The following is a 25,344-nucleotide window of genomic DNA, read 5'->3' as shown; positions in this document are numbered from 1 at the left end:
AAAAATTTCTTATTTAGAATAACTAAATAGCAAAATTTTTGCCTGGTTATCGACCCTATTTTCTCGCCTCAAAATAGAACACTTAATTAAGCAAATGGGTATAAACCATACAGACAAAAAAGCCAGCGTAAAAACGCTGGCTTTTTCCCGGCGGCGCAGTTAAGGTCTTTGCGCCGCAATTGGGCCATGTTGCAAGTCAACATGCGGGTTTTGCCCACGTTGTCTGAGCAAATGATCCATCAGGGTAATGGCCATCATGGCTTCGGCAATCGGGATAGCCCGGATCCCCACACAAGGATCATGACGACCTTTGGTGATCATCTCAACCGGTTCGTTCTTGGTGTTGATGCTCTGACCCGGGATAGTAATGCTCGACGTCGGTTTAAGCGCTATCGAGGCAATGATATCCTGACCAGTTGAAATCCCAGCCAGCACGCCACCGGCATGATTGCTGGTAAAGCCTTCGGGTGTCAGTTCATCCCGGTGTTCTGAGCCTTTTTGCTCCACCACCTCAAAGCCGTCACCGATCTCAACACCTTTTACGGCATTAATGCTCATTAAGGAATGCGCCAACTCAGCATCCAGTCTGTCAAATACCGGCTCGCCCAGACCAACAGGCACGCCTTTGGCCACCACTTTTACCTTTGCACCGACCGAATCACCTTGTTTTTTCAGGTCGCGCATATATTCATCCAGCGCATCCAGTTTAGTGGCATCGGGAAAGAAAAAGGGGTTCTGCTCGACCTGTTGCCAGTCGAACTGCTCGGCTTTAATTGGCCCCAGCTGCGACAGACAGGCATGGATCTCAATGCCATGCACTTGCTTGAGATATTTTTTCGCTATGCCACCGGCTGCAACACGGATGGCGGTTTCCCGGGCTGACGAGCGTCCGCCGCCACGATAGTCGCGGTGTCCGTATTTGTGCCAGTAGCTGTAATCACCGTGGCCGGGACGGAACACGTCCTGGATTTTACTGTAATCTTTAGAGCGCTGATCGGTATTCTCTATTAATAAGCCAATACTGGTGCCGGTGGTTTTGCCCTCGAACACGCCAGAGAGTATTTTAATTTCATCCCCCTCGCGACGCTGCGTCGTATAACGGCTTTGTCCGGGTTTGCGCCTGTCCAGGTCGACCTGGAGATCCGCTTCGTCCAGTTCCAGCCCCGCCGGGACACCATCCACCACACCACCCAGTGCAACACCGTGACTTTCGCCAAAGGTCGATACCCTGAATAACTGGCCTATGCTATTGCCTGCCATTGATTTTCCTCATTCCAAAAAAACACCTTTGCGCTTCCCTGACCACAGGAAAACGCTTAGTCGTTAAAGTAATCCAGTAACTGTTTTTTACTGATCACAAAGACGCCCAGCCCGCCGCGTGCAAATTCCAGCCAGGTAAATGGCGCACCGGGATAAAGCGCTTCCATATGTACCATAGAATTACCCACCTCGACAAATAGCAGCCCCTCTTCGGTGAGGTGTGCTGCGGCTTCTTGTAGCAAAGTGCGTGTTACATCCAGTCCATCTTCTCCCGACGCCAGACCCAGCTCAGGTTCATGATGGAACTCCTCAGGCAAGTCCGCCATATCTTCCGCATCCACATAGGGAGGATTGGCCACGATCAGATCATATTGCTGTCCGGGCACCCCGCTGAACACGTCCGACTGAATAGCAAAAACCTGCTCCTGGACCTGATGGTCATGGATGTTCATCTCGGCCACTGCCAGTGCATCAAACGAAATATCAACCGCATCCACCTGAGCCTGCTCAAACGCTTTGGCCAGTGCAATAGCAATACAGCCAGATCCCGTACACATATCCAGGATCCGGGTCACTTTTTCCGGCGACTTTAACCAGGGTTTGAACTGGGTTTCGATCAGCTCAGCAAAGGGCGAGCGTGGTACCAGTACGCGCTCATCCACATAAAAAGGCAGCCCTGCGAACCAAGCCTGGTTGGTCAGGTAGGCAACCGGAATGCGCTCGTCGATACGCAATCGCAGGTATTCTACCAGCCTGACTTTCTCGCTGTGTGTCAGGCGTGCGCTAATTAGCTCTTTTGGCGCATCAACAGGCAGATTAAGCAATGGCAAAACCAAACTGACCGCCTCGTCCCACGGGTTGTCGGTACCGTGTCCGAAAAACACGCCATTGCCTGCAAACTGGCTGGCGGTCCAGCGTAACCAGTCCTGAATGGTGATTAAATCCTGATAGGCTTCTTCAGCCATCGCCTGAGAAATAACAGAGTCGCTCATGAGTTGCTCTCACTATTATAAGTATGGCGGCATTGTAACGGTTTTTACGCTAGGTTTTTACGCTTTTTTTCTTTAAAATGACGCTATGAACACAGATAAATCAAACTCACAATTGCCAGCCGACGATTTCGCCCTGTTCCGCGAGGCCGTCTCGGGCACCAGTCAGTTCAAGCAAGATACCGTGCAGCAGCCAAGGCGCCAGACGCGCTTTAAGGGTGAAGTTATCGCCGAGCAAAAGAAACAGCATCAGGCTGAGTTTTACTTCTCGGACGAGTACGTACCAGATATAGACACACATGGCACCGTCAATTATGTCCGCCCTGGCGCCGACAAATACCTGGCCAAACAGTTGCGCCGTGGTGACTATGCGCCTGAGCTTATTCTGGATATGCACGGCATGAACAAAGAAACCGCGAAAGACGAGCTGGCGGCTTTGATCCACGCCTGTAAGAAACAGCACGTGGCCTGTGCCTGCGTGGTCCATGGCATTGGCGAGCGCGTGTTAAAGCACAAAGTACCGCAATATCTGGTGCAGCATCCTGATATCCTGGCTATCCACCAGGCACCGCTGGAATATGGCGGCAAAGGCGCCGTGCTGATCCTGGTAGACTTACCTCAGAGCATGGAGTTTCGTCGCTAAGTTAATGTTGGGCCATCGCCGATGCGCGTATTGCCCTTCACCCCAGTCCTTATCAAATCCCTCTCAAAGCACCCGCTGACTGGGTTTTTGCTTTTACCTTGTGCGCCTTCTCCCGCCACATGTAAATTAGCGCTGAGATCCCGTTTTAACACCCTGCTCACCAAGCTAGCGACACGGTAACAAATACGTTATATTGCCAGTCAATCTGACTATTTTTTTATTGTAACCTGACTCTCAAACCATGAATGAACTTTTAAGCTCAGACTTGAGCATCTTACTCCTGGAGCCGTCCCAGACCCAAAGACGGATCATCAGTAACGAACTTCAGGAAGAAGGGATCCAGAATATCGAGTGTGTGGACACACTTGCGGCCGCCATAGAGAGCCTAAATAGCAGCAAACCCGACTTAGTGATCAGTGCACTCTATCTGCCAGATGGTGACGCACTCACGTTATTGCAGCATATCCATACGGCTTTAGCAGACCATCAGCTGCCCTTTATGCTTGTGTCCAGTGAAACCCGCAGGCCGCAACTGGAAGCCTTTAAACAATCTGGCGTCGTGGCCATTCTGCCTAAGCCCTTTAACAAAACCCACCTAGGCAAAGCCCTCAATGCGACCCTGGATATTTTGTCCCCGGAAGAGTTAGAGCTGGACTTGTATGATATTCAGGAACTCAGGATCCTGGTCGTGGACGATTCCCGACTGGCACGTAATCATATCCGCCGGGTACTCAACAATCTGGGCGCATCCCGAGTCAGCGAAGCCGAACATGGCGCACAAGCGCTGACTATTTTGCAAGACACCATGTTTGATTTGATCATCACCGACTACAACATGCCAGAAGTGAACGGTCAGGAGCTGGCTGAGGCCATTCGTAACTCCAACGAGCATAACCATGTCCCTATCCTGATGGTGTCTTCTGAGGCCAATGAAACACATCTGGCCAATATCGCGCAGTCTGGTGTCAATGCCTTGTGTGACAAACCATTTGAGCCCCAGGTTGTAAAACAGTTGATCTACCAACTGCTTGAACAAAACTAACCAATAGTTGGTGAAAACCGCTATTCAGACTGGTCAAAAACCTCAACCTGGGTTTTGACCAGTCTAAAATAAAAAAGAAAAACTCCATACATTTCAATCAATTAAAAGTTTTCTTTAAGCTGGCACAACCTTTGTAATAGTTAGAACGACTAACACATTAACGTCATCGTGACTAACCCAAAAGGAACCAGACAATGAAAACTGCAACCCAACTTAGCATGCTTATCCTGACTCTTGGCCTAAGCACCAGCGCTGTCGCCGCAGGCAATACCAGCGTCTCAGCCAGTGTCAATGCCAGCACCATTACCAGTAATGCGACCGCAGCCGTAACGCAAGAAGTGCTCAGCGAGATTAAGTCTCATGTCAGTCAGACCATCAAAGCGAACCTGATTGAGCTGAAAAGAAGCACCAAAGCGGCGCTTATCCAGTCTTTAACACCGGAACAAAAAACAGCCCAGCAAGCGCAGGATAAAGGACAATAACATGCTGAATGAAATAACACTGTTGAGCTTACTGGCCACACCCGTTATCAGCCTGATGCTGGCATATGGCTCAATTGAATTGATTAAACTTCTCAATCAGAAAAGGTCAATGGGACGTACATCATGACAGGGCAAAACTGGGGTATAAAAAAACCCGCACAAGGCGGGTTTTTTTCAGAACAACTCAGTCGAACTTACAGGTCGCCTTCGTTTTCTGACAGGAACTTAGCAACGCCTTCAGGGCTTGCGTCCATACCTTTTTTGCCTTCAGTCCAACCAGCTGGACATACTTCACCGTGCTCTTCGTGGAACGCCAGCGCGTCAACCATGCGCAGCATTTCGTCGATGTTACGGCCAAGAGGTAGGTCGTTTACTACCTGGTGACGTACGTTACCTTCAGAATCGATTAGGAAAGAACCACGGAAAGCAACACCTGCTTCTGGGTGCTCAACGTCATACGCCTGACAGATTTCGTGCTTCACGTCAGCAACCAGGTCATATTTAACCGGACCGATACCGCCTTCGTTTACAGGCGTGTTACGCCATGCGTTGTGAGAGAACTGAGAATCGATAGATACACCGATCACTTCAACACCACGCTTTTGGAATTCTTCGTAACGCTTGTCAAATGCGATTAGCTCAGAAGGACAAACGAAAGTGAAGTCTAGTGGGTAGAAGAAAATAACCGCTTTCTTACCTTTGATACGCTCATGTAGATTGTAACCATCTACGATTTCACCGTTACCTAAAACTGCAGCTGCTGTAAAGTCAGGTGCCTTGCGGCCTACTAATACACCCATTGTTATCTCCAAATAGTTAGTTTGAGTTCCAAAGTCTCACAATCACACAGAGCAACATGCCATGTCAGGCAACGCTTTTCTGTATCACTGCGAATTGTCACTTATTATTGAGGCGTTTTATAAAAAAACAACCCCTATACCAGATGGTATTATTTGGCGCTCAGTGTATGCTGTTCCTTCAAAAGGATACAATCGAATTATCCGATAGCAGCCATCTAATAAATTGATGGCGCAGCGAATAACCAATATCACCGGTTTTTGCAGGCACAAAAAAAGCACCCTGAGGTGCTTTTTATCATAGAGCCATCAAACTTAGTCCATGATGTCGTCTGGCATGTCGCCACGCAACTGTTGCCAAATCTCACCAGAGCGATGACCGTAACGACGCATCAGCGTAATGGCACCGTCATGATCACCTTTTTCTGCCAGCGCTGTCAGATCGGCGTAAAACTCGCGGGCCAGCTCACGGGTGCGCGGATCTGAGAAATAGTGACAACCAATCTTTGAGTACAGGCCTTTAAAACCGTTGAGGATCAGTACATAGATTTTGTTGTTACCGGCACTGGCCAGCTGATGGTGCACACGATAGTCGTACTCGGCAAAGGCTTCTGCTGTGTCGGCCACTTCCGCATGCTTAGACAGAATATCAATCACAGATTGTGGATTAAACTTAATCGCAGCACGGGTATAAATGGCACTGATATTGGTGCGTGCAGACAATAACTGATCGGTCAGCTCAGGCACTTTATCTTCATCCAGGCGAGCCAGCGTCTCAAGAATATTCAGACCAGAGGTTTCCCAGAAATTGTTTACCCGCGTTGGTTTGCCATGCTGGATAGTCAACCAACCATCACGTGCCAGTCTCTGTAGTACTTCACGCAGCGTGGTGCGAGTCACACCAATAAGCTCGGACAGCTCGCGCTCGGCTGGTAAAATCGAGCCTGGAGGGAATTCGCCATTCCAAATTGACTCAACTATATACTCCTCAGCAAAACCTGCTGGGCTCTTGGCTTTAAAGATTCTCATTTAGCACCACTTTTGACAACATAAGGTACGTCGACAAGCCTGTGCTTCAGTGCGTAGCACACCAACAGGCTTCTGCAACTCAATAATCCACTGATTGTACCAGATGATTTGCAACTAACAAGGCATATCTGTTCCACCTTATAACAGCATTCAACAAAGGCTGAGAAAAGCCCCATTAAAGGGACGTTCCCTCCAACTAAATCGTCCTTTTTTACGGCTTTATTAGCGGTTTTATGGCAACTCCCTGAACCACGGCGGCGAGGCCGGTGTGATACTGGCCTTCGACCACCCGACGCTCCAGCTGTTGCAGGTGTTTCCATTCCAGCGGGCTTAATTCTTCAGCGAGTTGAGTCGCACTCTGCATGGTACTCACATCGCTGCCGCCGCCGGTGCCAAAATGTATTTGCTCTGGTGCGTAGGCCTCCGTTAAAAAAACGCCGCCGGGCTTAAGCGCCCGTACCACGCCTTGATGCAATTTTTCACGTAACGGGCGGGGAAATGGCGCAAATATAGCGATAATGTTATCCCAACACTGACTGCCAAGCTCAAACTCGCTCAGATCGGCATGAATAAATTGCACCTTTACACCCGCTGCCTGAGCTAACTGTTGCGCTTTTTCTATGCCTTTAATCGAAGCATCTACCGCTGTCACCTCAAAGCCCAGCTTTGCCAGGTACACGGCATTGCGCCCTTCACCCTCTGCCAGACTCAACACACGTTTACCTTTCAATTGTTTAACCTGAGCCTTTAAAAAATCATTTGGGTCAGTGCCATACGCGTAATCAGGTCCAGCAAAGCGTACATCCCACATAGGATCAAAATTCATCACGGTCTCCTCTCGTTAAGTGATATAAAGCATGCTACAACTTAAAGTCGACTTTAGGTCAAGCCCTGACAGGCACACTTTGTCTTCACTTTCACATAAAAGAGAAACACATGGATATTGCAGATGTCGCCAAAGCCTCCGGGCTCAAGCCTTCCACCCTCAGATATTATGAACAAAAAGGGCTGATCCGCAGCACAGGACGCCATGGTCTGCGCCGCTACTATGATCCCTCAGTGCTGGAGAAACTGGCATTGATCAACCTGGGCCGTCACGTTGGCCTGTCTCTGGATGAAATTGGCCGGATGCTACTGCCTCAGGGCGTTGATATTGACCGTGCCCTGCTGATAGCAAAAACCGCTGAGCTGGATAAGCAGATTGCCTCTATGCAGGCGATCCGCGATGGTCTGCATCATGCAGCCCACTGCCCGGCCCCCAACCACCTCGCCTGCCCGACTTTTCAGCGCCTGATGAAACTGGCCGGGAAACGCCTAAAACCACTTTCGCATAAAATCTAGTCCGATAATATTTATAATCATTATTATCAATTAGTTAGTTGATATGGCTGTGCCTTGTAAGCGTGTTACCATGTCAATTCCGGTCAGATTAGCCAATGACGCTGGCTCAGTATGTTAGCGTCTGGCTTTTCTTACCTTTAACCGAGACCTGACGTGAACCAATCCCGACATACTTTACTGGACGTCATCAGAGGCGCTGCCGTACTGGGCATTTTGCTGATGAACATCCGCCTTTTCTCAGAGCCCTATGCCGCTTATTTTTCACCACTGATGCTATCGACTCAGTCGTCGCTGGGACATCTCTGGTGGCAGCTCCAGCACCTGTTTGCCGATCAGAAGTTTATGGCGATTTTTTCTATGCTGTTTGGCGCCAGTACCGCGCTGATCTGCGATAAACGGATACAGGCTGGCCAATCTCCCTATGGTTACTACTTCAAGCGACTACTCATTCTGCTCGCCTTTGGCCTCGTTCATGCGTACCTGATCTGGCATGGAGATATTCTGGTGTATTACGCCGTGTGCGGTGTTATCCCTTTATTATTTGTCCGCGCCCCGGCTGGGCTGACGCTACTTTGTGGCCTGGCGATATTGGCTGTGGGTTCCATCAACAGCCTGACGACATTTGCCGCCCTGAAACAGCTACCCGAGCACATACTTTTTGACGTGATAACACAGCACTTTGCCCACACAGCCCTCATCGACCAGGCGGAGCTAGACGCTTTCTCAGGCAGCTGGTTTGAACAATTGACGATGCGCGCCCAACTGGCCAAAGAGTTTCACCTTTCAACCTTTCCCGCCTGGGGCGTATTCAGGGTATCCGGCCTGATGCTGATTGGCCTGGCGTTGTACCGGCTCGGTTTTATCAGTGGCCACCTTTCACGGCGCTTTTATGGCTATTTTGCGCTCTGTGCAATCCCCGCTGGGATCGCTATGTCGCTGGCCGGGTTATGGTTTAATCATCAGCAACAGTGGTTGTTCCCGGACTACTTTTTTAAGCATGTACTGTGGAATTACTGGGGATCTGTACTTACCGCCTGTGGTTACATGGCTTTGCTGGCATACATCAGTCTGCGAGGCTGGCTGAGTCGCTTGCGGGGCTACCTGAGCCTGGTTGGACGCATGGCTCTGAGCAACTATTTGCTGCAAAGCCTGTTGTGCTCTGTGTGGTTTTACGGGCTGGGGTTTTACGCTAATACCGGGGCTGTTGGGGCCATTTTAACTATCGCCACGGTCTGGATGATACAACTAGGCCTCTCAAAATGGTGGCTGATGCGCTATCCATCCGGGCCAGCTGAGTTACTCTGGCGTACGCTGTCAGGCCGTTGAAACTGAACACGCCATTTAGCGGGTGTGAGCTGGTGGTGTTTTTTAAATGCCGTGTAAAAAGCGGCCCGCGTACCAAACCCGCTGTCATAGGCAATCTCTTCGACTGAGCGACTGGTATTCTTAAGCAGCTCAGTCGCATGTTTGACCCGCCAGTGGTTTATATAGTCATGATAATTGGTTTGCAGATGTTCATTAAGCAACTGCGACAGATTATGCGGGTTCAGCCCGACTTGCTCCGCCAATGTCGACAAGGTCAGTTCACTGTCCAGATAAGGCTGCTTGTCGCGGATCAGGGTATCCAGTTTGCGCCCATAGTAGTTAGACAGCGCGGGCGTCAGGCCAGACTTTTGATATTTCTGGCGCACAGCCTGGCGCTGCTGCTCAGTAAAAATAACCTGGGGTGCGTGAGCTGCACGCCAGGCAACCAGGAGTAAAAACAGCTGCAATACCGTATTGAGCAATGCCCTGCTATTCATTGCTGGCAACACATCGAATTGACGAACAATATAGTAGCTAGTCTCCAGCAACAGTATGATCAGGTTGAGATAGCACAAGTAGTTCAGCCAACCCAGTTTTACAGGCGCCGGCCCATCCGCTCTCTGACTGAGCACATGCGAGATTTGCCGTAATTGCGATATAGCAGCCAGCACATAAATCAGCTCCATGGGGGCAATTGAATGCAAGACCGTATTGTGACTGAACACAGGCGTGGCAATCACCTGCCCCTTAAACAGCAGCCAATGCAACGTCACCAGGGCGGCCGGAGAAAAAAGCAATACTCGCAGCCACGGACTGGCTTTTGAACAAGGGATCTGTGACATCACATACAGATAAAAGAGCGGACCTAGCATGAGCGCCAGTGGCCCAATCAACAGGTGTAAGGTGTCACCCGGCTTGCTGGCAATGTCCACCAGCTGCACCGCGCCGATTAATAACAAGTAGCCCAGCAAGTAGCGGCTGTTAGTGCGCTGCTGGTGCGACAAAGACAGCAGTAAAAACACAAACAGCAGACACGTTGTGGCACTGCTTACCAGGATAAGATCTTGAAATGACATTGGAGGACTCAGTTATTCAGTCAAGTCCGCTTGGGTCTTGCGCCAATAAATTGCGCAACGACAAAAACAATGGTGCTGGCAGAGCATTAGGTGAAAACCAGCGCCACTGCACACATTTATTGGGTTCCAGCAACTGTGGCTCTCCTTGTTCGCACTCCCCCTGCATAAACAAGGTGATGTAGTGCTTGCCTTCGGACTCAAAAACATCATTGGTGTAGCCCATTGGTGTGACCCGCGTTAGTTCAAGGCCAGTTTCTTCCAGTACTTCCCGACTTGCACACTGCTCAATGCTTTCGCCCACCTCAAGATGCCCACCAGGCGTTGCCCAGGTATGCGCCCCGTGAGCACCAATACGCTCGCCCAGTAACAGTTTACCCTGACGTTTTATGACTACGGCCACGCCAACACGCACAACTGATTGCATTACTTATTTTTCCTTTACTGTTAAATTGCCCAGAAGATAGCATATTTGACCTCTGAAATAAGTCTGTCCCGGAAACTAATATTGCATTCAGCAGTCAAACCGCACGACTAGTCTGAAACCAGTTGCCCGGAGGCAATGACAGCGCCATAATAACGGGCAAAAAAAGGAACACTTATGTTGAATAAACTCGCTGAATTTTCTCGTACCCGGCTTGCCTGGGGCCTGTTGTTTTTGTCCGCTTTCACGCTGGAAGCCATCGCCTTGTATTTTCAGTATGCCATGGGCCTTGAACCCTGCATTATGTGTATTTATCAGCGTACTGCGGTGCTTGGCATTGTGGCCGCAGGCTTGATTGGCCTGGCCTCACCGACCAGTTTGCCTGTCAGGTTCATCGCTATGAGTTGCTGGGGAATTTCGGCGATTTGGGGCTGGTTGCTGGCAAAAGAGCATATTGCGATGCAAACCACCACAGATCCGTTCGCCTTTACCTGCGACTTCGTGCCTAACTTCCCAAGCTTTATGCCTTTACATGAATGGCTGCCGGCTTTCTTCGCCGCGACCGGAGATTGTGGTAACATTGACTGGTTTTTTGCGGGTCTGTCGATGCCAGGCTGGATGGAAGTGATTTTCGCACTTTACAGCGTCTGCTTTATCGCCTTTGCCGCCGTATTTATTGTTAAAAGATGAGACGTAAATGGTTTTCAGACTGAGTAAACTTGCCGAACTGGATGACTTTGCACTACGTGATAAACAACGTATTAAAGCACAGGCGTTGGCGCAGCTGCCTGCATCACAAAAAATTATGCTTAATATCGCCAAGCTCATGCTGTTGACTCCGCTATTCATGGCGCTGGCATTTATCGAAGGCTGGATGTTGCTGCCCGTGTTACTCGTATGCGGATTGGCTTATCCTCTGCTCACCGTGCCGCTTGAGATCCAGTTTGCCCGGCCTTATTTGCAGCAGGCCATCGCTGAGTTTCGCAAAAACAATCAATAAAAAAGTGGTGCATTGCACCACTTGTCTACTCGTCAGCTTTAAGCTCGGCAATCCGGCCCTTTACTGAGCTCTTCACACCAAACCGTCCAGGGCTTAGTGGTATAACCGCCGCCTACCTGAGGGGTATTGGCCCGTGCCAATTGTTGGTGTTGTGCATTAAGACGTTTTAGTTTGCTGGTTTTTAATTGTAGTTTCATTACTTCGCTTCCTTCTTGGTTATTGTTTCAACACCATAAAATCACAAAGGCTCTGCGATTCTCAAGTTCAAAAAACAAACAAATGTTACAAGATGATGCTATCGACATACCCTTTCACATTGTTGCTATTTATTGATCGCACCTTTGACGATTGAAATCGGGCAAGCTGTCCGACGAGTCGCATTATAACTGCTATAATCTAGCTCAATGACCCGCAAGTTTGGGTCATCCGCGTTGCTTGTTCCTCCAGGGAGTTGGAATAATCATTATCATTGAGGTACTCAATGAAAAATAGACTCCCTTGTATTACAAGCTTCTGTGCAAGCTGTATGTTGTTTAGCGCAGGTTCTGTTGCCTACAAGACACCCGGCAATGACACCGATGTGTTCGCCTTGTCTATCGACGAGCTGCTGGAAGTAACGGTTGAGGCCCGTAAAGTCAAAGAAGACGCGCTTGCCATACCCGTTTCTATTTCTGTGATGTCAGAGCAGTTTCTGCGCGAACGTAATGTGAACACCTTGCTGGAAGCCGCCTATTTCATTCCCAACATTGATGTCACCACAGTGGGTGAAAACTCTGGCTGTACACATTGTGCAAACATCACCATTCGCGGCATTGGCCAGGTTGATCCACTGCCCACTGTCGATCCTAGCGTAGGGCTCTACCTCGATGGTGTTTACTACGCCCGCTCCCCCGGTGGTATTTTTGACTTATATGATGTGCGCCAGGTTGAAGTATTGCGAGGCCCGCAAGGGGCTATTTTTGGTAAAAATACCATAGGGGGTGCTGTCACAATCTACACGCATGACCCCGTCGAAGACACGTTTGCCGATGGTGAAATCACACTGGGTGCGTTCGAGCGCAGGGATGTCCGAATGCGCGCAAACCTTGCACTCAGCGACTCCCTCAGCAGCCGCTTTACCTTCACTCACCTCAACCGCGATGGCTTTGTTATACGTGACAACGGCGAGTTTGAAGGCGGCCAGGATGAGTGGGCAGCAAGCGCCAAGTTCCGTTATCAGGCCAGTCCGCAGCTCACCGCTCAGCTGTCTTTGGACCAGCGCCGCATTAATTCGGGATCAGCACCGTCTGTTCTCGCTGCAAAAAACGATCAGGCTGATCTGCTGGTGCTGTATAACGACCTGGTCGCACAAAGTGGTGTTGCCGAGCCCTACCCGCCGCTGCAGATCTTTGGCAGTGCGCATCGAAGTGCCTCGCTGGGCACTAACTTTAACACGCTGGATCAATCCGGCATCTTGCTCTCGCTCGAATGGCAAACACCCCAGCAATGGCAGTTAAAATCACTCACCGCCTATCGGGAGTTTTATGCCACGTATGGCCGCGACTTTGATAATAACCCGGCCATCATTGGCGATACTCAGGACTTTCAGCGCCAGTTTCAGTTCAGTCAGGAGCTACATGTCAGCGGCAGTGCGCTGGACGAGCAGCTCGACTGGCTGGTGGGCTTATTCCATTTTGATGAGCACATCAATCATCTCACCGACCTGGTTTTTATCGGCGGACTCTTCCAGGCACTGGAAAGTGTCCCGGCGCCACTCGATGGCTCTTCTTTGGATAATCCAACCAGCATCGGTGGGCCAGGTAACCCGCTGAACATTGGACTGGATATCGACAGTGGCTTTGACAACCAGGTGGATATTAAGAGTACCGCTGTGTTCACCCACATTAAATATGCACTAACACAGCACTGGGCTGTGCACCTGGGCGGGCGACTGACCTTCGAGGATAAAATGCAGCAGGTACAAAGTGATGCCGATAATGCCGGGGTCATTTTGATCGACAGAACGCGCCACACGCAGGGGCAAAAAAATGGCGGCCCTATCGAGCGCAGCTGGCGGGTGTTTTCTCCTCAGGGGGGCATTGAATACCACTTCAGCGATAAACAATTCGCCTACTTAAGTGCATCGCGGGGCTTTAAATCAGGTGGGTTTAACGGCATACCTAATTCACCGACATCTGCTCAGCCCTTTGACCCTGAATACCTCACGGCGTATGAGCTGGGCTACAAGGCCAAATTACTGGCCGATACTTTGCAAGTCAGCCTAGCCGCCTTTGATATGCAGCATAAGGACATGCAATTACGAGGCGGTCAGTCTACTGAAGCAGGCCTTGAGATTTTTATCGACAATGTCGGAGAAACCCGTATTCGCGGTATAGAAGCCAGCTTTGAGGCACTGCCAGCGCCAGACTGGCGCCTGTCTGGCAACCTCTCATACACAGATGCCCGGTTCGATTCTGTGGGTACTGCCACTCAGGTCACCACGGACAGCAAACTGATGCGTTCACCGCGCTGGACCGCCGCTATGGGGCTCAGGTATCACTGGCACACCACCTTGCAACACCCCGTCAAGCTTGGGCTCGACTGGGGTTTTCGCAGCAAAACGTATAACGATGTGTTTAATACTGAGCTGGGTGCACAAGGGAGTTTTGCCTTAGTGAATGCGCGTATCAGTCATGCCATCACAGATCAGCTGGAGCTTGCCTTGTTTGTTCGCAACCTCACTGATAAGCGTGTGCTTATCGGTGGCAATGACTTTACCGAAGTCTTTGGTGTGGCCGAGCATTACCTGGCACCACCCAGAGAGTGGGGGTTATCCCTGTCGTACCAGTTTTAAAGAAGTACTAATATGACCTTAGTAAGCACTTTTTTACTCTTTAGCACAGTCGCCTTGTCTGCCTGTGTGCCTTTCATTGCAAGCGCTCAGCTGTTGCTACTCAGTGATGATCCACTGGACATCAAGATGGTATTTTCAGATCAGACACTGGATATATCGACCGACTCCAATAATCTGGTATTTGAGTATATTGCGCAAACCACACCGGAATTGACCCGCCCACAGTTACTGCTGGCACCCGGAAACCGTATTGACCAGTTGCTGAGAAGCAACCAGCCCTACTGCGCCCTGAACCGGATCAAAACAAAAAAACGCGCTAAACAGTACTTATTCAGCTTACCAGTACACCTGTACCCCAGCCACAGGTTATACTTTTTACCGCTAAATATTGAATTATCCTCCTTTGTGAATGCACAAGGCCAGCTGACGAACCTCAATGCACTGCTGAAGGCCCACCCTAAAACGACTTTACTCACCGAAGCGCAACGCTCCTATGGCGATTACCTGGATGCTCAGCTCGCCAGCGTCAATAAAGACCAGCTCATCAGGCGTCCCGGTGGTGACAGCTACAAGTCGACTATCGCTATGTTCGAGCGCGGCCGGGTCAGTTTTATTCTCACTTATCCGACGACAATACAGCGTTATGCAAGCGCACTGACGCTGCAGCAAGTTCATAGCCTTGAAATCGCACAAAACCCGCCATTTGTTCTCGGTCACATCGCCTGCTCTGATACCCCAGAGTCGCGGAAATTTTTGCAAACGATCAACGGCGCTTTGCGCAAGCTATATCAGACCGAGAGGTTTTATGACCTGCACCTGCGCTATCTGCCTGAGTCAGAACGGGCTTATTTCAAAAAGCAGCTGGAACAACAGACCACCAGGGCACTCGAAGAAACACAGTGAAATGAAGTAAAAAGAGCAGCCTGAGCTGCTCCTGGAGATGACCAGACGACTCTGGAACAACGCTAAAAAGTGACTCTGCCTTTGAGTTTGGCAAGAATGTTGACGCCTATCCCCTTCACGCGCAATAGGGCGTCCATATCCTGAAATTCGCCAGCTTCCTCGCGATAGCGAACAATGGCCTGCGCTTTTTTCATGCCGATGCCAGGTAATCGGGTTAGCTCTTCGACACTGGCTTGGTTGACATTAATGACCGCATCGGCGACTTGCTGCACGGTTGCTGGCGTTTGTTCTGGCTGAGCGATAACCGGAAGTGCGGCGGACAACGCCAATGTAGCTAACAGTGTTTTGATATTCATAGTAAGATCCCTCACATAATAAAGTGTCCATGTATCAGTGCATGCGTTGCGATGTATATGCACAGTTAAAATAAAGTAAACATCCATGAGTATGTCAAAATGATGTCAGCGTTTTTTAGTTGCTTATTTTTCATCTTGCACTGTTATGCTAATTTCTGTGTCTTATGCTAAGGCCAAACCAACGGTCTCATTGATGTGTGGATAAATAATACTATCTGTTTGTTTTTATTTGAGATTAATACCTAGTCGAGCGTGATCTGGCGGGTGTAAGCTTAGCTGCATAGATTAAATTTGGCAGTATAAACGCATAACAACACTTTATCGGTTGTAATTATTGACAAGACAAGTTACTGTATATAAAAACAGTGTTCGTGGAGAGTGATCATGGCAGTTATCGTAAAGTATGTGGTAGAAAGAAATGGAGTAGAGCGTATGACGTTTACCAGCAAAAAAGAGGCGGATGCTTATGATAAAATGCTGGATGTTGCAGAAGCGCTTGAAGGCATGTTAGAAAAAGTTGACGTCCCACTCAGTGAGCAGCAGGTTGAGTCGCTTGCACTGGAAATTGCCAAACAAAAAGATGACTTTATGGCCATCCTGAAAGGCGGCAAAGTGTCAACAAAGAAAGACACTGAGGAAAAGCCTGCCAGTAAGAAAGGGAATGATGATAAGGTCACCGCCATCAAACAGGCCTAACCTTTCAGACCAAAACAAAAAAGCCAGCTCCCGACGGAAGCTGGCTTTTTTCATATTAATGCACTTATTTCAAAACTGCCGCAACGGCATCTGCAAAGTAATCGATATTGTCTTTGCTGACACCCGCAACGTTTACACGGCTGGAGCCTACAATATAAATTGAGTACTCTTCACGTAGTCTGTCAATTTGTGCTTTGTCTATGCTCAGGAAAGAGAACATTCCGTTCTGACGCTCAATGAAAGAGAAGTCCTGTGATGTGCCTTTCGCATTCAGGTTGTCTTTTAGCAAGCTGCGCAAGCCATTGATACGGTCGCGCATCTCTGCCAGCTCCTGATGCCACTCTTGAGTTAGCTCTTCACTGCCCAAAATGGTGTTCACAATGTCCGCACCGTGTGCAGGAGGCATTGAGTAGATACTACGTACAACGCTAAGTAACACTGAATTGGCTACATCTGCCACCGCTGCATCTTTAGCAATGAATGAGCACGCACCGATGCGCTCACGATACAGGCCAAAGTTTTTCGAGCACGAAGAACAGATCAGCATTTCGTCCACAGTTGCAGCCAGCAGACGCAGACCTTGTGCGTCTTCTTCAAGGCCACGACCAAAGCCCTGATAGGCAATGTCAATAAGCGGTGTAAAGCCCACATCTTTCGCTAACTCTGCCACGACTTGCCATTGCTCAGCGTTTAAATCCATACCACTTGGATTATGACAACATGCGTGCAGTAAGACGATATCGCCTTTAGGTACCTGCTTCAGCGTTTCGATCATTTCATCGAACAACAGGCCTTTGTTTTCATAGTCATAGTACGGGTATTCTTTGACTGTCAGACCAGCAGCTTCAAACAAGCTGATATGATTTGCCCAAGTTGGTGTCGTTACCCAAACAGTCGCATCGGTATTGCAGCGCTTAATAAATTCAGCCGCCACGCGCAAAGACCCTGTGCCGCCTGGTGTCTGAGCCGTTCTGGTGCGATTGGCCAACAATGCCGGATGGCCATTACCCAGTAATAGTTTTTCCATCTTATCGCAGTAATCAAGATTGCCCGCCAGACCAATGTAAGACTTTGTTGTTTCATTTTGCAGGCGAAACGCTTCGGCCTTTTTTACCGCCTTCAGAACCGGGGTATGACCCTGCTCGTCTTTATACACCCCAACCCCCAGGTCAATTTTATTCGGGTTAGTATCTTTTTTGTAGGCAGCCATCAGGCCAAGAATTGGATCCGTCGGAAGTGGTTTTAGTTCTGAAAACATGATTCTCTCTTTTCCTAATTAACGTAAACGAGGTTTTCTTACTCGTTTGTCGCGGGGTTAACTTTCAGCTCATATTAACATAAGTTGTCGCGAAGACGAGTCCGCTTAACCGGGAAGATTTTCAATTGCGCGGATGCAAGCGGCAACTAAAACTGCCAACTTGTATTCATCGAAGCACTCTTGTTCAAAAGCTTCTGCATCTATGATCCCCAGGCACTTGCCTTGTGGATCTAAAAGCGGAAGGCAAACCTCTGATTGCACCTTAGGATCACAGGTGTAATACTCACCGCCTTCGGCCACATAATCCGGGATGTTATTAATAACCCGGGCCTGCTCGGACAGATAAGTTTGAATATTGTTTGACGTCGCAGCGAATGCATCGGTAATTGGGAACAAGGGCCGACTTGGCGCCCCGTAGTATGCCAACTTCAACAACTGCTGCATGCCATCGGCCTCTCTAGCCTGATAAATACCAAACCAGTCTATACCGGTGGCGGCTTTAACATATTGCGCAATGGTCTGTAAACGCGACAATTGCTGCTCGCTCTCACTATTTCTGCAAACATACTCTGCCAGTAAAAAAGGGGCTTCCTGTAAGTGGCCAAACAGGCTACAACTGCCTCCTTCTCCAAGTTCCGGAATTTGGTATGACCATATGGCATCCAGGTGATGTGTTTCAAGATACGCATCCAGCTCACTAAGCTGGGCTGCCACAGCGGTTTCGCTGATAGATAAATTACAATGAGAAAGGTAGGTAAAAATCATTTGGCCATCCAAACATCTAAATACCCATCAAATTTATCATGGACGAACGGGGGATACCAGAGTGTAATTCGAATATTTTATTTTTAACAAGGGAAGCGGCCTGCGGCCTGGCTCATCTGAGCGAGTACACCAGTTCAACCTCATTGCCGACCTGGTTATAGGTCACACTTTGTGCAATTTCAGAGAGTAGCTCAACCCCTCTGCCATGCTCTTGTTGCGACTGATGTTGTGCTGTTGAGCTTTGATCAAACCCGTTACCCGAATCACAAATATTGAACACGAGACAATACTCTTCCGGGCAAAAACGGACATTAATAATGATCAGCGCATCCTTAAGGCTTTCCAGTGCACGAGCCCGTTGATGGTAATACTCAATAAACCCATCATCCTGATTTTTTAAATCCGACTTTAATCCCAGTACACCGTGATCCAGCGAATTGTTATATGCCTCTGAAAGTAACAAAAAGACGTTGGATCTATGGGCGTGCAGACCCTCGACTTTAGACAAAATATCCACCAGCTCGAGTACCGGATCGGTAAAGCGCATCTGCTGAGCATTCAGCGAAATACTAATATTAAATGGCAAAGTAGAATACTCGGGCGGAAGAGCCTCACTTGAGTTATCGGGTAAGCAGTTAATAATCGCGATGCTTAAATCATCCTGTTGCTCTTTATGACCACTGTATTCACGTACCTGCTGGATAATATCTTTGGTTGAAATATCAACCTTACAGCGCAGCACATCGATCAGTCGTTGCTCACCGAACAGCTCACCGTCAGGCGCTTCGCTTTCAATAATGCCATCCGTTGCCATCACCAGGCGCGTGCCCACCTCAACTTCAAAGTGCAAGGTATTGCGCTCGAATTCATCCTCATCGAGGATCCCAAGCGACATATGCTGAGATTCTATGGTTTTAAGCACCTGCCCCTGACTGTCTATCAGATAAATGTCGGGAAAGCCCCCCAGCCAGGCTGACAGATTTCGCCCGGAGCTGCTGATCTCTATAATTGCAGCGGCGCAAAACATGTGCCCAGGTAATAAAGTATTCAATGAACTGTTCAGCTCGGCAGCAATGTCATTCACCGCCATGCCTTTTTGAACCATGGTATAAAAAATCTTTGATGCCGGGAGCGCGCCGACCGCAGCAGCCAGGCCATGACCAGTGAAATCTCCCAGCAGACAATAAAACCCGCCTATAGGACTTTTTGCCATCAAAAACATATCACCGTTGAACATCGAGGCCGGAGACAGGTGGTAATCACACAAGTCAGCAAAGTCCTGCTGACCGGACAAAGCATTACGAAAGATATGCTCTACAATTTCGTGTTCGCGCTCAATCTGGTTGTAGTGATACTCAAGCTGCTTTTTTTGTTCGTGGGCTTCTTTACTGAGTTTTCGCGTGCGGGCATGGGCACGGATCTTTGCAGAAAGTACGATCCGATCAAAGGGTTTGTGGATAAAATCATCGCCACCAACATGCAGACACTTCTCAAAACTAGCGTGGTCTTCCAGGGCCGTGATAAAAATCACGGGTAAATACACATCACCGGCATGCTCTTTAATTTTGGGGGCGGTTTCAAAGCCATCCATAACTGGCATCATGACATCCAATAAGACAATGTCGACATCGTGCTGAGAAAGCACTTCCAGGGCTTCCTGGCCATTGTTTGCCACCAGCACATCGTAATGTTGGTGTTCAAGCATGGTTTGTAGCAACCGACAATTGAGTGGCTGGTCATCCACAACCAAAATTAACATGCACGAGTCCCTCGTGAATTAGTCGATATCGAATTTCTTATCGAAGCGTGAAATCTGTAAAATCTTCTTCAGTTGAGGTCGGCAATTACTGATCTGGATGCTAGATACCGAGTCGCCTAAGGTTTTTTTCATATTAAGCAACATACCTAATGCGGAACTATCCATATAATCGGTGTCACGCAGATCAACAACCACTTTCTCCGTTTGGCTGCCTACTTCGGCATAGGCCTGACGAAAAGACTGGACCAGGTTAAAATCAAACTTTCCTTTGATTTGAATCGTTAAAGTTTTTCCGTCCGCTGAAGCATTTTTGCTCAGGCTCATTGCAAGCTCCTACTTTGGTTGAATTTTGGTATCCATGATGTTGTTTTAAATATAAACCGATAAGTGGAATTAGCCAAAAAATTATCTCTCTTCAAAACGCTTTTTGTTACCATGACGAGCGTGAGTTATAAACAGGAGAGTCAAAATGTCAGAGAGTCGTTTGGTGTATTCCACCGAGTCAGGCCGGATCAAACACGCCGAAACCCCGGCTGAGCCAGAAGTAAAATTGTTTAAAGACGGCGCAGTGCGTATTGAGCGACAAACGAAAGGTCGTAAGGGAAAAGGTGTCATGCTGGTTGTTGGCATAGACCCGGCTGAACATGATCTGAAGAAACTGGCAAAAACACTGAAAAGTAAGATGGGTCAGGGTGGCGCACTCAAAGACGGTGTGATTGAGATCCAGGGTGACGACCGCAATAAACTTAAAGCGCTGCTCGAAGCGCAGGGTTTTAAAGTTAAAATCGCCGGTGGCTGATCCAGGTCTCTGACAAAGTCAGCTATCAGTGCGCCACAGCAGGCCTACTTGGCCTGCCCAATGTCCGGATGCTGGCTTTGCATTAAAATCTCATGTTCAGTCAGGGGCGCGCTGTAATAGTAACCCTGTACAATAAAGCAGTTATTTCTTTGTAAAAATGCCACCTGCTCCTCGGTCTCTACCCCTTCTGCAATGACCTTCATACTCAGCTTTTGCGCCATCGCGATGATTGCCGCTGTGATTTCCATATCATTGGAATCCTCAGGGATATCTTTGACAAAGGAGCGATCGACTTTTAGCACATCGACCGGAAAACGCTTGAGGTAGCTTAAAGACGAATAGCCTGTACCAAAGTCGTCTATAGACAAGGACACACCAAGCTTCTTCATTTCCAGTAGTTGCTCTATGGCCGCTTCAACATCGCCCATTAACATGCTCTCTGTCAGCTCTAAATGCAGCATCTGGGGAGACAGGCCGGTTTCTTTTAGCGTCGTGGCAATGTGTTCGATTAATTCGACGTCTTTAAACTGGCGTGCCGACAAGTTGACAGAAATATCCGCAGCCCGCCCACTGCGGCGCAAACGGGCTGAGAACTGGCAGGCTTCACGCAGTACCCAGGCACCCAGTTCAACTATCATGCCGGTCGCCTCAGCGATAGGAATAAACTTAGTTGGCGCAATAAAGCCCTTTTCAGGGTGATACCAGCGCACCAGCGCCTCATAGCCGACAACCTGCTCTGTGGTGCTGTCTATCTGAGGCTGATAGCGCAGGCTAAACTGCCCTTCTTTGATGGCCTGACGCAGCTCGTTTTCAATATATAACCGCTCGTTAGCAGCTGCATCCAACTCCTGCGAGTAGAAGTGGAAGGTATTTCGCCCTTTTGCTTTGGCTTCGTACATGGCCAGGTCGGCATGCTTCAGGAGTTGCTCTTCTTCTTTGCTATCAAACGGGGCCAGGGTAATACCAATACTGGCGCTGACAATCACTTCGTTATTACCAAGACGAATGGGCTTTGCCAGTGTGCGCTGGATTGTGTAGGCCACATCCATGGCGTTTTCCCGGCTTTCGATACCACTGAGCAGCACAGCAAACTCATCGCCGCCCAGGCGCGCGATGGTGTCTTCTGCGCGCAGTCGCTGTTTGAGTCTGTCTGCCACTTCAACCAGTAAACGGTCGCCAGCATCATGACCCAAGGTGTCATTGATCCGCTTGAATTCATCGAGATCAAAATAAAACAGGGCAAAAGCATAGTGTCCGCGCTCGGCCAGCGCCATCGACTTGCGTAGCTGCATGCGAAAGAAGGTGCGATTGGCAAGCCCAGTCAGGGTGTCAAAATAAGCCAGCTCCTCCATTTTGCGCTGGCTTTCTTTCACAAAGGAAATATCCTGAGCCGACGCAACATAACTGGATATCCGCCCCCCGTCTTCGCGAATGGGAGAAATACTGAGGCTGACCCAGATCTGCTCATTCGACACGCCCTGAAGCAGCGTATCGCCACGCCAGTAATTGCGACTGCGCAAGTCAAAATCAATGTCATCTATAATAATGGCCATTTCTTTTGACACGATAGCCAACAAGGGGGAGCCGATAAAATGTGCCTCATTGTAGCCGGTCATCTCTAGCATTTTGGGGTTCACATACTCTATCTTAAACCTGTCGTTGGTAATGATGACCCCAGTACCAGAAAACTCTACCGCCTTGCCAAGCCGGTTGGCCTGCTTTTGCGCCGATTCTTTTTCAGATACCCGGGTATTCAAACCCTGGATCAGTTTGCGGGTTTCACCACTCATATCATTGATTGAAGCGTTCAGTACACCTAACTCATCATTTGCATCTGGCAGTTCGGGATGGTCAAGCTGACCTTTGCCGAAAGAAATCAAGGCATCCGCAGCGTAATTGAGACGCTTAAGGATCAAGTGATAAATCACCTGATGCAGCAGTAAAGACACAAACAAACCATAGATAATAAACAGACCAGAGAACTTCCATTTTAAATCGTTGAGTGCAAATAGCGCGGTATCTCGTTGTTTGTAATACCCAATGTACCAATCCAGCTCCGTCAGATGGACAACGTTCGCCAAATACGATGCCTGGTTATAACCGAACTCACTTTGTAAGCTAGGGAGGTTAACCTGCAAGGTGCGCTCAATCATTTGTTTAAAAGCCTGAGGCAACGATGATTTATCTGCCAGCTCATTGTTATGCGCCAGGATCCCCATGGTTGGTGCAGATAGCACGCGCCCCTGCTTATCAAACACGATATACGCCAGCTCTTCGCTGGCCTCCGGTAAGTGTCTCAGCAGTACATCCAGTTCCAGATCACTGCCAGTAAACCCTTGATAGGTGTCGTCTACGTATACAGGAACCAGCACACTGACAACCCATTTACTCCAGACCTCATCGTAGTGGATCCCGGACCACAACGCCTGACGCGTCGGGTTAAGTTCTTCACGCAGCAGAGGCAGTGCATGGGTGCTGAAATGATTGCCTCCCTTACCCTCTACCAGCAAGGAGTTTGGCGGCGAGATACGCACAAAATCGTCTGTGGTATACAAGTAAAAATTGAAAAAATCCTGCAACAACAAAGGGGACAGAGAATTCCACACATATTCAGATTCAGTGAGCAGAGTTTGAGTTTGCTCATTCAGGTTCTTGGCGGGCAGGTAAGCGGCTGAAATGCCATTCGCTGCAATGCTATTAATACGCTCGTCGGTATGGTTAAGCTGTACCTGATGTTGTGTCGCCGTGTCTCCAGATTGCTCTGTAAACAAAGCGCGACTGACCACCATATTGGCCTGTTGAGCCAGCTTTTTCTTTGAGGTCAGAAATTCAGAGAAATGCATCAAGGTTTGTTCACTTTGCACTCTCAGCTTATGAAACTCTTCATAAACCAGCTGCCTTTCTTCGGTTTTCAGCAGCAAAGCGGCTGCGATGGCGCCGGCCATCAAACATACAACGGCAGTGAGCAGCGGGAGCTTGACACTGAGCGAGTTAAAACCAAAGCGAGACACAGGTCGTCGATAGCCCACGATAAACCTTTTAGCTAGTTACAGTTTTTTCATAATAAGTGCGCAGAATATACCAGATCATGGGGAACCTCGCCAAACACTTTGCCAGATATGTCAACATTCGGGCTTGTATAGTTAAAATGATCTGTGCTAATAATAGCGTTAATTAGATTAAGCACCACAAATTAGACAGATTTATGACTTTAAACGCACGCAACTATTTTTTCTTTTTTAGCTTCTTTAGGTGAAGAGGCTTAACTGTTTGCGTGTAAAAGTTCAGATAGCTAAGCCTCCCACACTGGGAGGTTTTTTTTTGGCAAAATGGGAGTGAGGACCTATGACACAAGATACTTTGGATGCCCTGCGCAAGGACATCAACGAAATTGACTCAGAGCTGCTGATCCTGCTGGCAAAACGCCGCAGACTGAGTCACAGCGTATTGGAGTATAAGATCACCAACAACAAACCAATCCGAGATGAGGCGCGCGAGCTGGCACTGCTGGAAAAGCTGATCAGCTATGGTAAATCGCTTGGCCTGGATCCTTTCTATATCAATAATGTTTTTCAGGTGATCCTCGAAGACTCGGTATTAAATCAACAAGCACTGCTACAAAAGAGCCTGAACCCGGAGTCGTTAAGCGATACCCATAAAGTGGCTTATCTCGGCGGACAAGGCTCCTATAGCCAGCTTGCCTGCCATAAGTATTTTAGCCGCCGTCCGGGCACCTTAGTTGAGCTTGGCTGTCAGACGTTTTCCGATATCACTCAATCGGTTGAAAAAGGCCAGGCAGACTACGGCATTTTGCCAATAGAAAACACCAGCTCGGGCAGTATCAACGAAGTGTTTGACTTACTACAGCACGCTCAGGTCTCCATTATTGGTGAAGTGACGCACAGTGTTGAGCACTGTTTGCTGGCAAAAGAAGGCACAACACTTAAAGACATCAACAAGATTTTTGCTCACCACCAGCCTTTTGCACAGTGCAGCCGCTTTTTAGAAGGGCTTGGTGACCTAACACAGGAAACCTGTGACTCTACGTCCAGCGCACTAAAACTGGCAGCTGATACGCCAAACAGTGCTGCCATCGGCTCTGCACAGGCCGGTAAAGGATTTGGTCTGGAAGTCCTCAAAACCGGCCTGGCCAATCAGGCAGAAAACCACAGTCGCTTTATTGTGGTTGCGCGTCAGCCGCTGCAGGTATCGACGCAAATTCCAACCAAGACTAGCCTTATCATGGCAACCAAACAAAAAGTCGGTTCACTGGCCGACGCGCTGATGGTGTTTAAAGAGCACAATATCAATATGACCAAGCTGGAGTCACGCCCGGTACCAGGTAATCCGTGGGAAGAAGTGTTTTATGTTGATCTGCAAGCCAATGTCGCAGACAGACTGGTGCAAAGTGCCCTGGAATCTCTGAAAGAGCATACTCAGTATGTGCGCATCCTGGGTTGCTATCAGAGTGAATCTCTGCAGGCTGTAGAAGTGGTATAATACCAATTTCACTTAATACCTGTTCAATTTGAAGGAGCAAATATGCCGCTAACGGTGTTAAAAACTTCTCATTTAGAACAACTAAATAGC

Annotated in this window: 26 protein-coding genes; 12 read left to right on the top strand and 14 right to left on the bottom strand. The window is 48.7% G+C overall.

Translation table 11 applies throughout. From position 1 onward, the window contains the following. Window positions 1–159 precede the first annotated feature (159 nt). Window positions 160–1,260 carry a chorismate synthase gene (gene aroC / locus C3B51_RS21805; protein WP_130246376.1) on the bottom strand — a complete coding sequence of 367 codons (1,101 nt, stop codon included), beginning with the start codon at window positions 1,258–1,260 and terminating at the stop codon, window positions 160–162. A gap of 56 nt (window positions 1,261–1,316) precedes the next feature. Next, entirely contained in the window at window positions 1,317–2,252 is a 936-nt protein-coding gene (prmB, locus tag C3B51_RS21800; RefSeq protein ID WP_046006633.1) for a 50S ribosomal protein L3 N(5)-glutamine methyltransferase, read from the bottom strand. Window positions 2,253–2,337: 85 nt separating this feature from the next. Between prmB and smrB the strand changes: the two genes are divergently transcribed. The 3 genes from smrB (at window position 2,338) to C3B51_RS21785 (ending at window position 4,416) form a co-directional block, all read left to right on the top strand. Next, entirely contained in the window at window positions 2,338–2,892 is a 555-nt protein-coding gene (smrB, locus tag C3B51_RS21795; RefSeq protein ID WP_046006634.1) for an endonuclease SmrB, read from the top strand. A 241-nt stretch (window positions 2,893–3,133) separates the two neighbouring features. Next, window positions 3,134–3,934, top strand: a complete 801-nt coding sequence (locus C3B51_RS21790) for a response regulator (RefSeq protein WP_125716338.1) — start codon at window positions 3,134–3,136, stop codon at window positions 3,932–3,934. A 194-nt stretch (window positions 3,935–4,128) separates the two neighbouring features. Beyond that, entirely contained in the window at window positions 4,129–4,416 is a 288-nt protein-coding gene (locus C3B51_RS21785; protein ID WP_130246375.1) for a hypothetical protein, read from the top strand. A gap of 194 nt (window positions 4,417–4,610) precedes the next feature. Here the strand turns inward: C3B51_RS21785 and C3B51_RS21780 are convergent, their stop codons facing one another. From C3B51_RS21780 to C3B51_RS21770, 3 genes are all read right to left on the bottom strand, one after another. Further along, window positions 4,611–5,216: a peroxiredoxin C gene (locus C3B51_RS21780; protein WP_010382361.1), complete on the bottom strand. Its 606-nt coding sequence runs from the start codon at window positions 5,214–5,216 to the stop codon at window positions 4,611–4,613. A gap of 312 nt (window positions 5,217–5,528) precedes the next feature. Continuing rightward, window positions 5,529–6,242, bottom strand: coding sequence for a fatty acid metabolism transcriptional regulator FadR (gene fadR, locus C3B51_RS21775; RefSeq protein ID WP_125779042.1), 714 nt, complete (start codon window positions 6,240–6,242; stop codon window positions 5,529–5,531). A gap of 211 nt (window positions 6,243–6,453) precedes the next feature. Beyond that, complete coding sequence (locus tag C3B51_RS21770) at window positions 6,454–7,068, bottom strand: class I SAM-dependent methyltransferase (RefSeq protein WP_206076667.1); 615 nt, start codon at window positions 7,066–7,068, stop codon at window positions 6,454–6,456. A 110-nt stretch (window positions 7,069–7,178) separates the two neighbouring features. Between C3B51_RS21770 and C3B51_RS21765 the strand changes: the two genes are divergently transcribed. Continuing rightward, complete coding sequence (locus C3B51_RS21765) at window positions 7,179–7,583, top strand: helix-turn-helix domain-containing protein (protein WP_130246374.1); 405 nt, start codon at window positions 7,179–7,181, stop codon at window positions 7,581–7,583. 153 nt (window positions 7,584–7,736) lie between these two features. Next, window positions 7,737–8,909, top strand: coding sequence for a DUF418 domain-containing protein (locus C3B51_RS21760; protein ID WP_130246373.1), 1,173 nt, complete (start codon window positions 7,737–7,739; stop codon window positions 8,907–8,909). Here the strand turns inward: C3B51_RS21760 and C3B51_RS21755 are convergent. Both C3B51_RS21755 and C3B51_RS21750 read right to left on the bottom strand, forming a co-directional pair. Continuing rightward, a complete protein-coding gene (locus C3B51_RS21755) occupies window positions 8,858–9,964 on the bottom strand; it encodes a helix-turn-helix domain-containing protein (RefSeq protein ID WP_130246372.1) in 1,107 nt (368 codons plus the stop codon). The genes C3B51_RS21760 and C3B51_RS21755 overlap by 52 nt on opposite strands. A 16-nt stretch (window positions 9,965–9,980) precedes the next feature. After that, on the bottom strand, window positions 9,981–10,388 hold the full coding sequence (locus tag C3B51_RS21750; RefSeq protein WP_130246371.1) for a nucleotide triphosphate diphosphatase NUDT15: 408 nt from the start codon (window positions 10,386–10,388) through the stop codon (window positions 9,981–9,983). 177 nt (window positions 10,389–10,565) lie between these two features. On the opposite strand from C3B51_RS21750, the gene dsbB reads away from it, so the two are divergent. Beyond that, entirely contained in the window at window positions 10,566–11,075 is a 510-nt protein-coding gene (dsbB, locus tag C3B51_RS21745) for a disulfide bond formation protein DsbB (RefSeq protein WP_430929764.1), read from the top strand. A gap of 7 nt (window positions 11,076–11,082) precedes the next feature. Next, on the top strand, window positions 11,083–11,385 hold the full coding sequence (locus tag C3B51_RS21740; protein ID WP_130246370.1) for a hypothetical protein: 303 nt from the start codon (window positions 11,083–11,085) through the stop codon (window positions 11,383–11,385). Window positions 11,386–11,423: 38 nt separating this feature from the next. On the opposite strand, the gene C3B51_RS23705 is transcribed toward C3B51_RS21740, so the two are convergent. Beyond that, the gene (locus tag C3B51_RS23705) at window positions 11,424–11,582 is read right to left on the bottom strand and encodes a hypothetical protein (RefSeq protein WP_164519169.1); all 159 of its coding nucleotides are present in this window, start codon (window positions 11,580–11,582) and stop codon (window positions 11,424–11,426) included. Window positions 11,583–11,866: 284 nt separating this feature from the next. Between C3B51_RS23705 and C3B51_RS21735 the strand changes: the two genes are divergently transcribed. Then, window positions 11,867–14,218 carry a TonB-dependent receptor gene (locus C3B51_RS21735; protein ID WP_130246369.1) on the top strand — a complete coding sequence of 784 codons (2,352 nt, stop codon included), beginning with the start codon at window positions 11,867–11,869 and terminating at the stop codon, window positions 14,216–14,218. 12 nt (window positions 14,219–14,230) lie between these two features. Beyond that, window positions 14,231–15,121, top strand: a complete 891-nt coding sequence (locus C3B51_RS21730) for a hypothetical protein (protein ID WP_130246368.1) — start codon at window positions 14,231–14,233, stop codon at window positions 15,119–15,121. Between the two features lie 62 nt (window positions 15,122–15,183). Here C3B51_RS21730 and C3B51_RS21725 read toward each other — a convergent pair whose 3' ends face one another. Continuing rightward, complete coding sequence (locus C3B51_RS21725) at window positions 15,184–15,477, bottom strand: ComEA family DNA-binding protein (protein WP_125716327.1); 294 nt, start codon at window positions 15,475–15,477, stop codon at window positions 15,184–15,186. A gap of 384 nt (window positions 15,478–15,861) precedes the next feature. On the opposite strand from C3B51_RS21725, the gene C3B51_RS21720 reads away from it, so the two are divergent. Then, complete coding sequence (locus tag C3B51_RS21720) at window positions 15,862–16,173, top strand: YebG family protein (protein WP_046006647.1); 312 nt, start codon at window positions 15,862–15,864, stop codon at window positions 16,171–16,173. A 64-nt stretch (window positions 16,174–16,237) separates the two neighbouring features. On the opposite strand, the gene C3B51_RS21715 is transcribed toward C3B51_RS21720, so the two are convergent. The 4 genes from C3B51_RS21715 to C3B51_RS21700 form a co-directional block, all read right to left on the bottom strand. Next, window positions 16,238–17,431, bottom strand: a complete 1,194-nt coding sequence (locus tag C3B51_RS21715) for an amino acid aminotransferase (protein ID WP_130246367.1) — start codon at window positions 17,429–17,431, stop codon at window positions 16,238–16,240. A gap of 105 nt (window positions 17,432–17,536) precedes the next feature. Next, window positions 17,537–18,196 (bottom strand): GAF domain-containing protein, encoded by a 660-nt coding sequence (locus C3B51_RS21710; RefSeq protein WP_125716325.1) that lies wholly within the window; start codon window positions 18,194–18,196, stop codon window positions 17,537–17,539. 112 nt (window positions 18,197–18,308) lie between these two features. Then, a complete protein-coding gene (locus tag C3B51_RS21705; protein ID WP_125716324.1) occupies window positions 18,309–19,955 on the bottom strand; it encodes a fused response regulator/phosphatase in 1,647 nt (548 codons plus the stop codon). Window positions 19,956–19,973: 18 nt separating this feature from the next. Continuing rightward, window positions 19,974–20,279 carry an STAS domain-containing protein gene (locus C3B51_RS21700; RefSeq protein ID WP_046006651.1) on the bottom strand — a complete coding sequence of 102 codons (306 nt, stop codon included), beginning with the start codon at window positions 20,277–20,279 and terminating at the stop codon, window positions 19,974–19,976. Window positions 20,280–20,424: 145 nt separating this feature from the next. Between C3B51_RS21700 and C3B51_RS21695 the strand changes: the two genes are divergently transcribed. Next, on the top strand, window positions 20,425–20,754 hold the full coding sequence (locus C3B51_RS21695) for a stress response translation initiation inhibitor YciH (RefSeq protein WP_130246366.1): 330 nt from the start codon (window positions 20,425–20,427) through the stop codon (window positions 20,752–20,754). Window positions 20,755–20,798: 44 nt separating this feature from the next. Here the strand turns inward: C3B51_RS21695 and C3B51_RS21690 are convergent, their stop codons facing one another. Next, window positions 20,799–23,783 carry a putative bifunctional diguanylate cyclase/phosphodiesterase gene (locus tag C3B51_RS21690; protein WP_130246365.1) on the bottom strand — a complete coding sequence of 995 codons (2,985 nt, stop codon included), beginning with the start codon at window positions 23,781–23,783 and terminating at the stop codon, window positions 20,799–20,801. A gap of 316 nt (window positions 23,784–24,099) precedes the next feature. Here C3B51_RS21690 and C3B51_RS21685 point away from each other — a divergent pair, with 316 nt between their 5' ends. Next, window positions 24,100–25,254: a chorismate mutase gene (locus tag C3B51_RS21685; protein ID WP_125716321.1), complete on the top strand. Its 1,155-nt coding sequence runs from the start codon at window positions 24,100–24,102 to the stop codon at window positions 25,252–25,254. Window positions 25,255–25,344: the final 90 nt, after the last annotated feature.

The organism is Pseudoalteromonas rubra (assembly GCF_004212645.1).
GTDB classification, from domain to species: Bacteria; Pseudomonadota; Gammaproteobacteria; order Enterobacterales; family Alteromonadaceae; genus Pseudoalteromonas; species Pseudoalteromonas rubra_G.
This window is presented reverse-complemented; position numbering and strand designations above follow the sequence as displayed.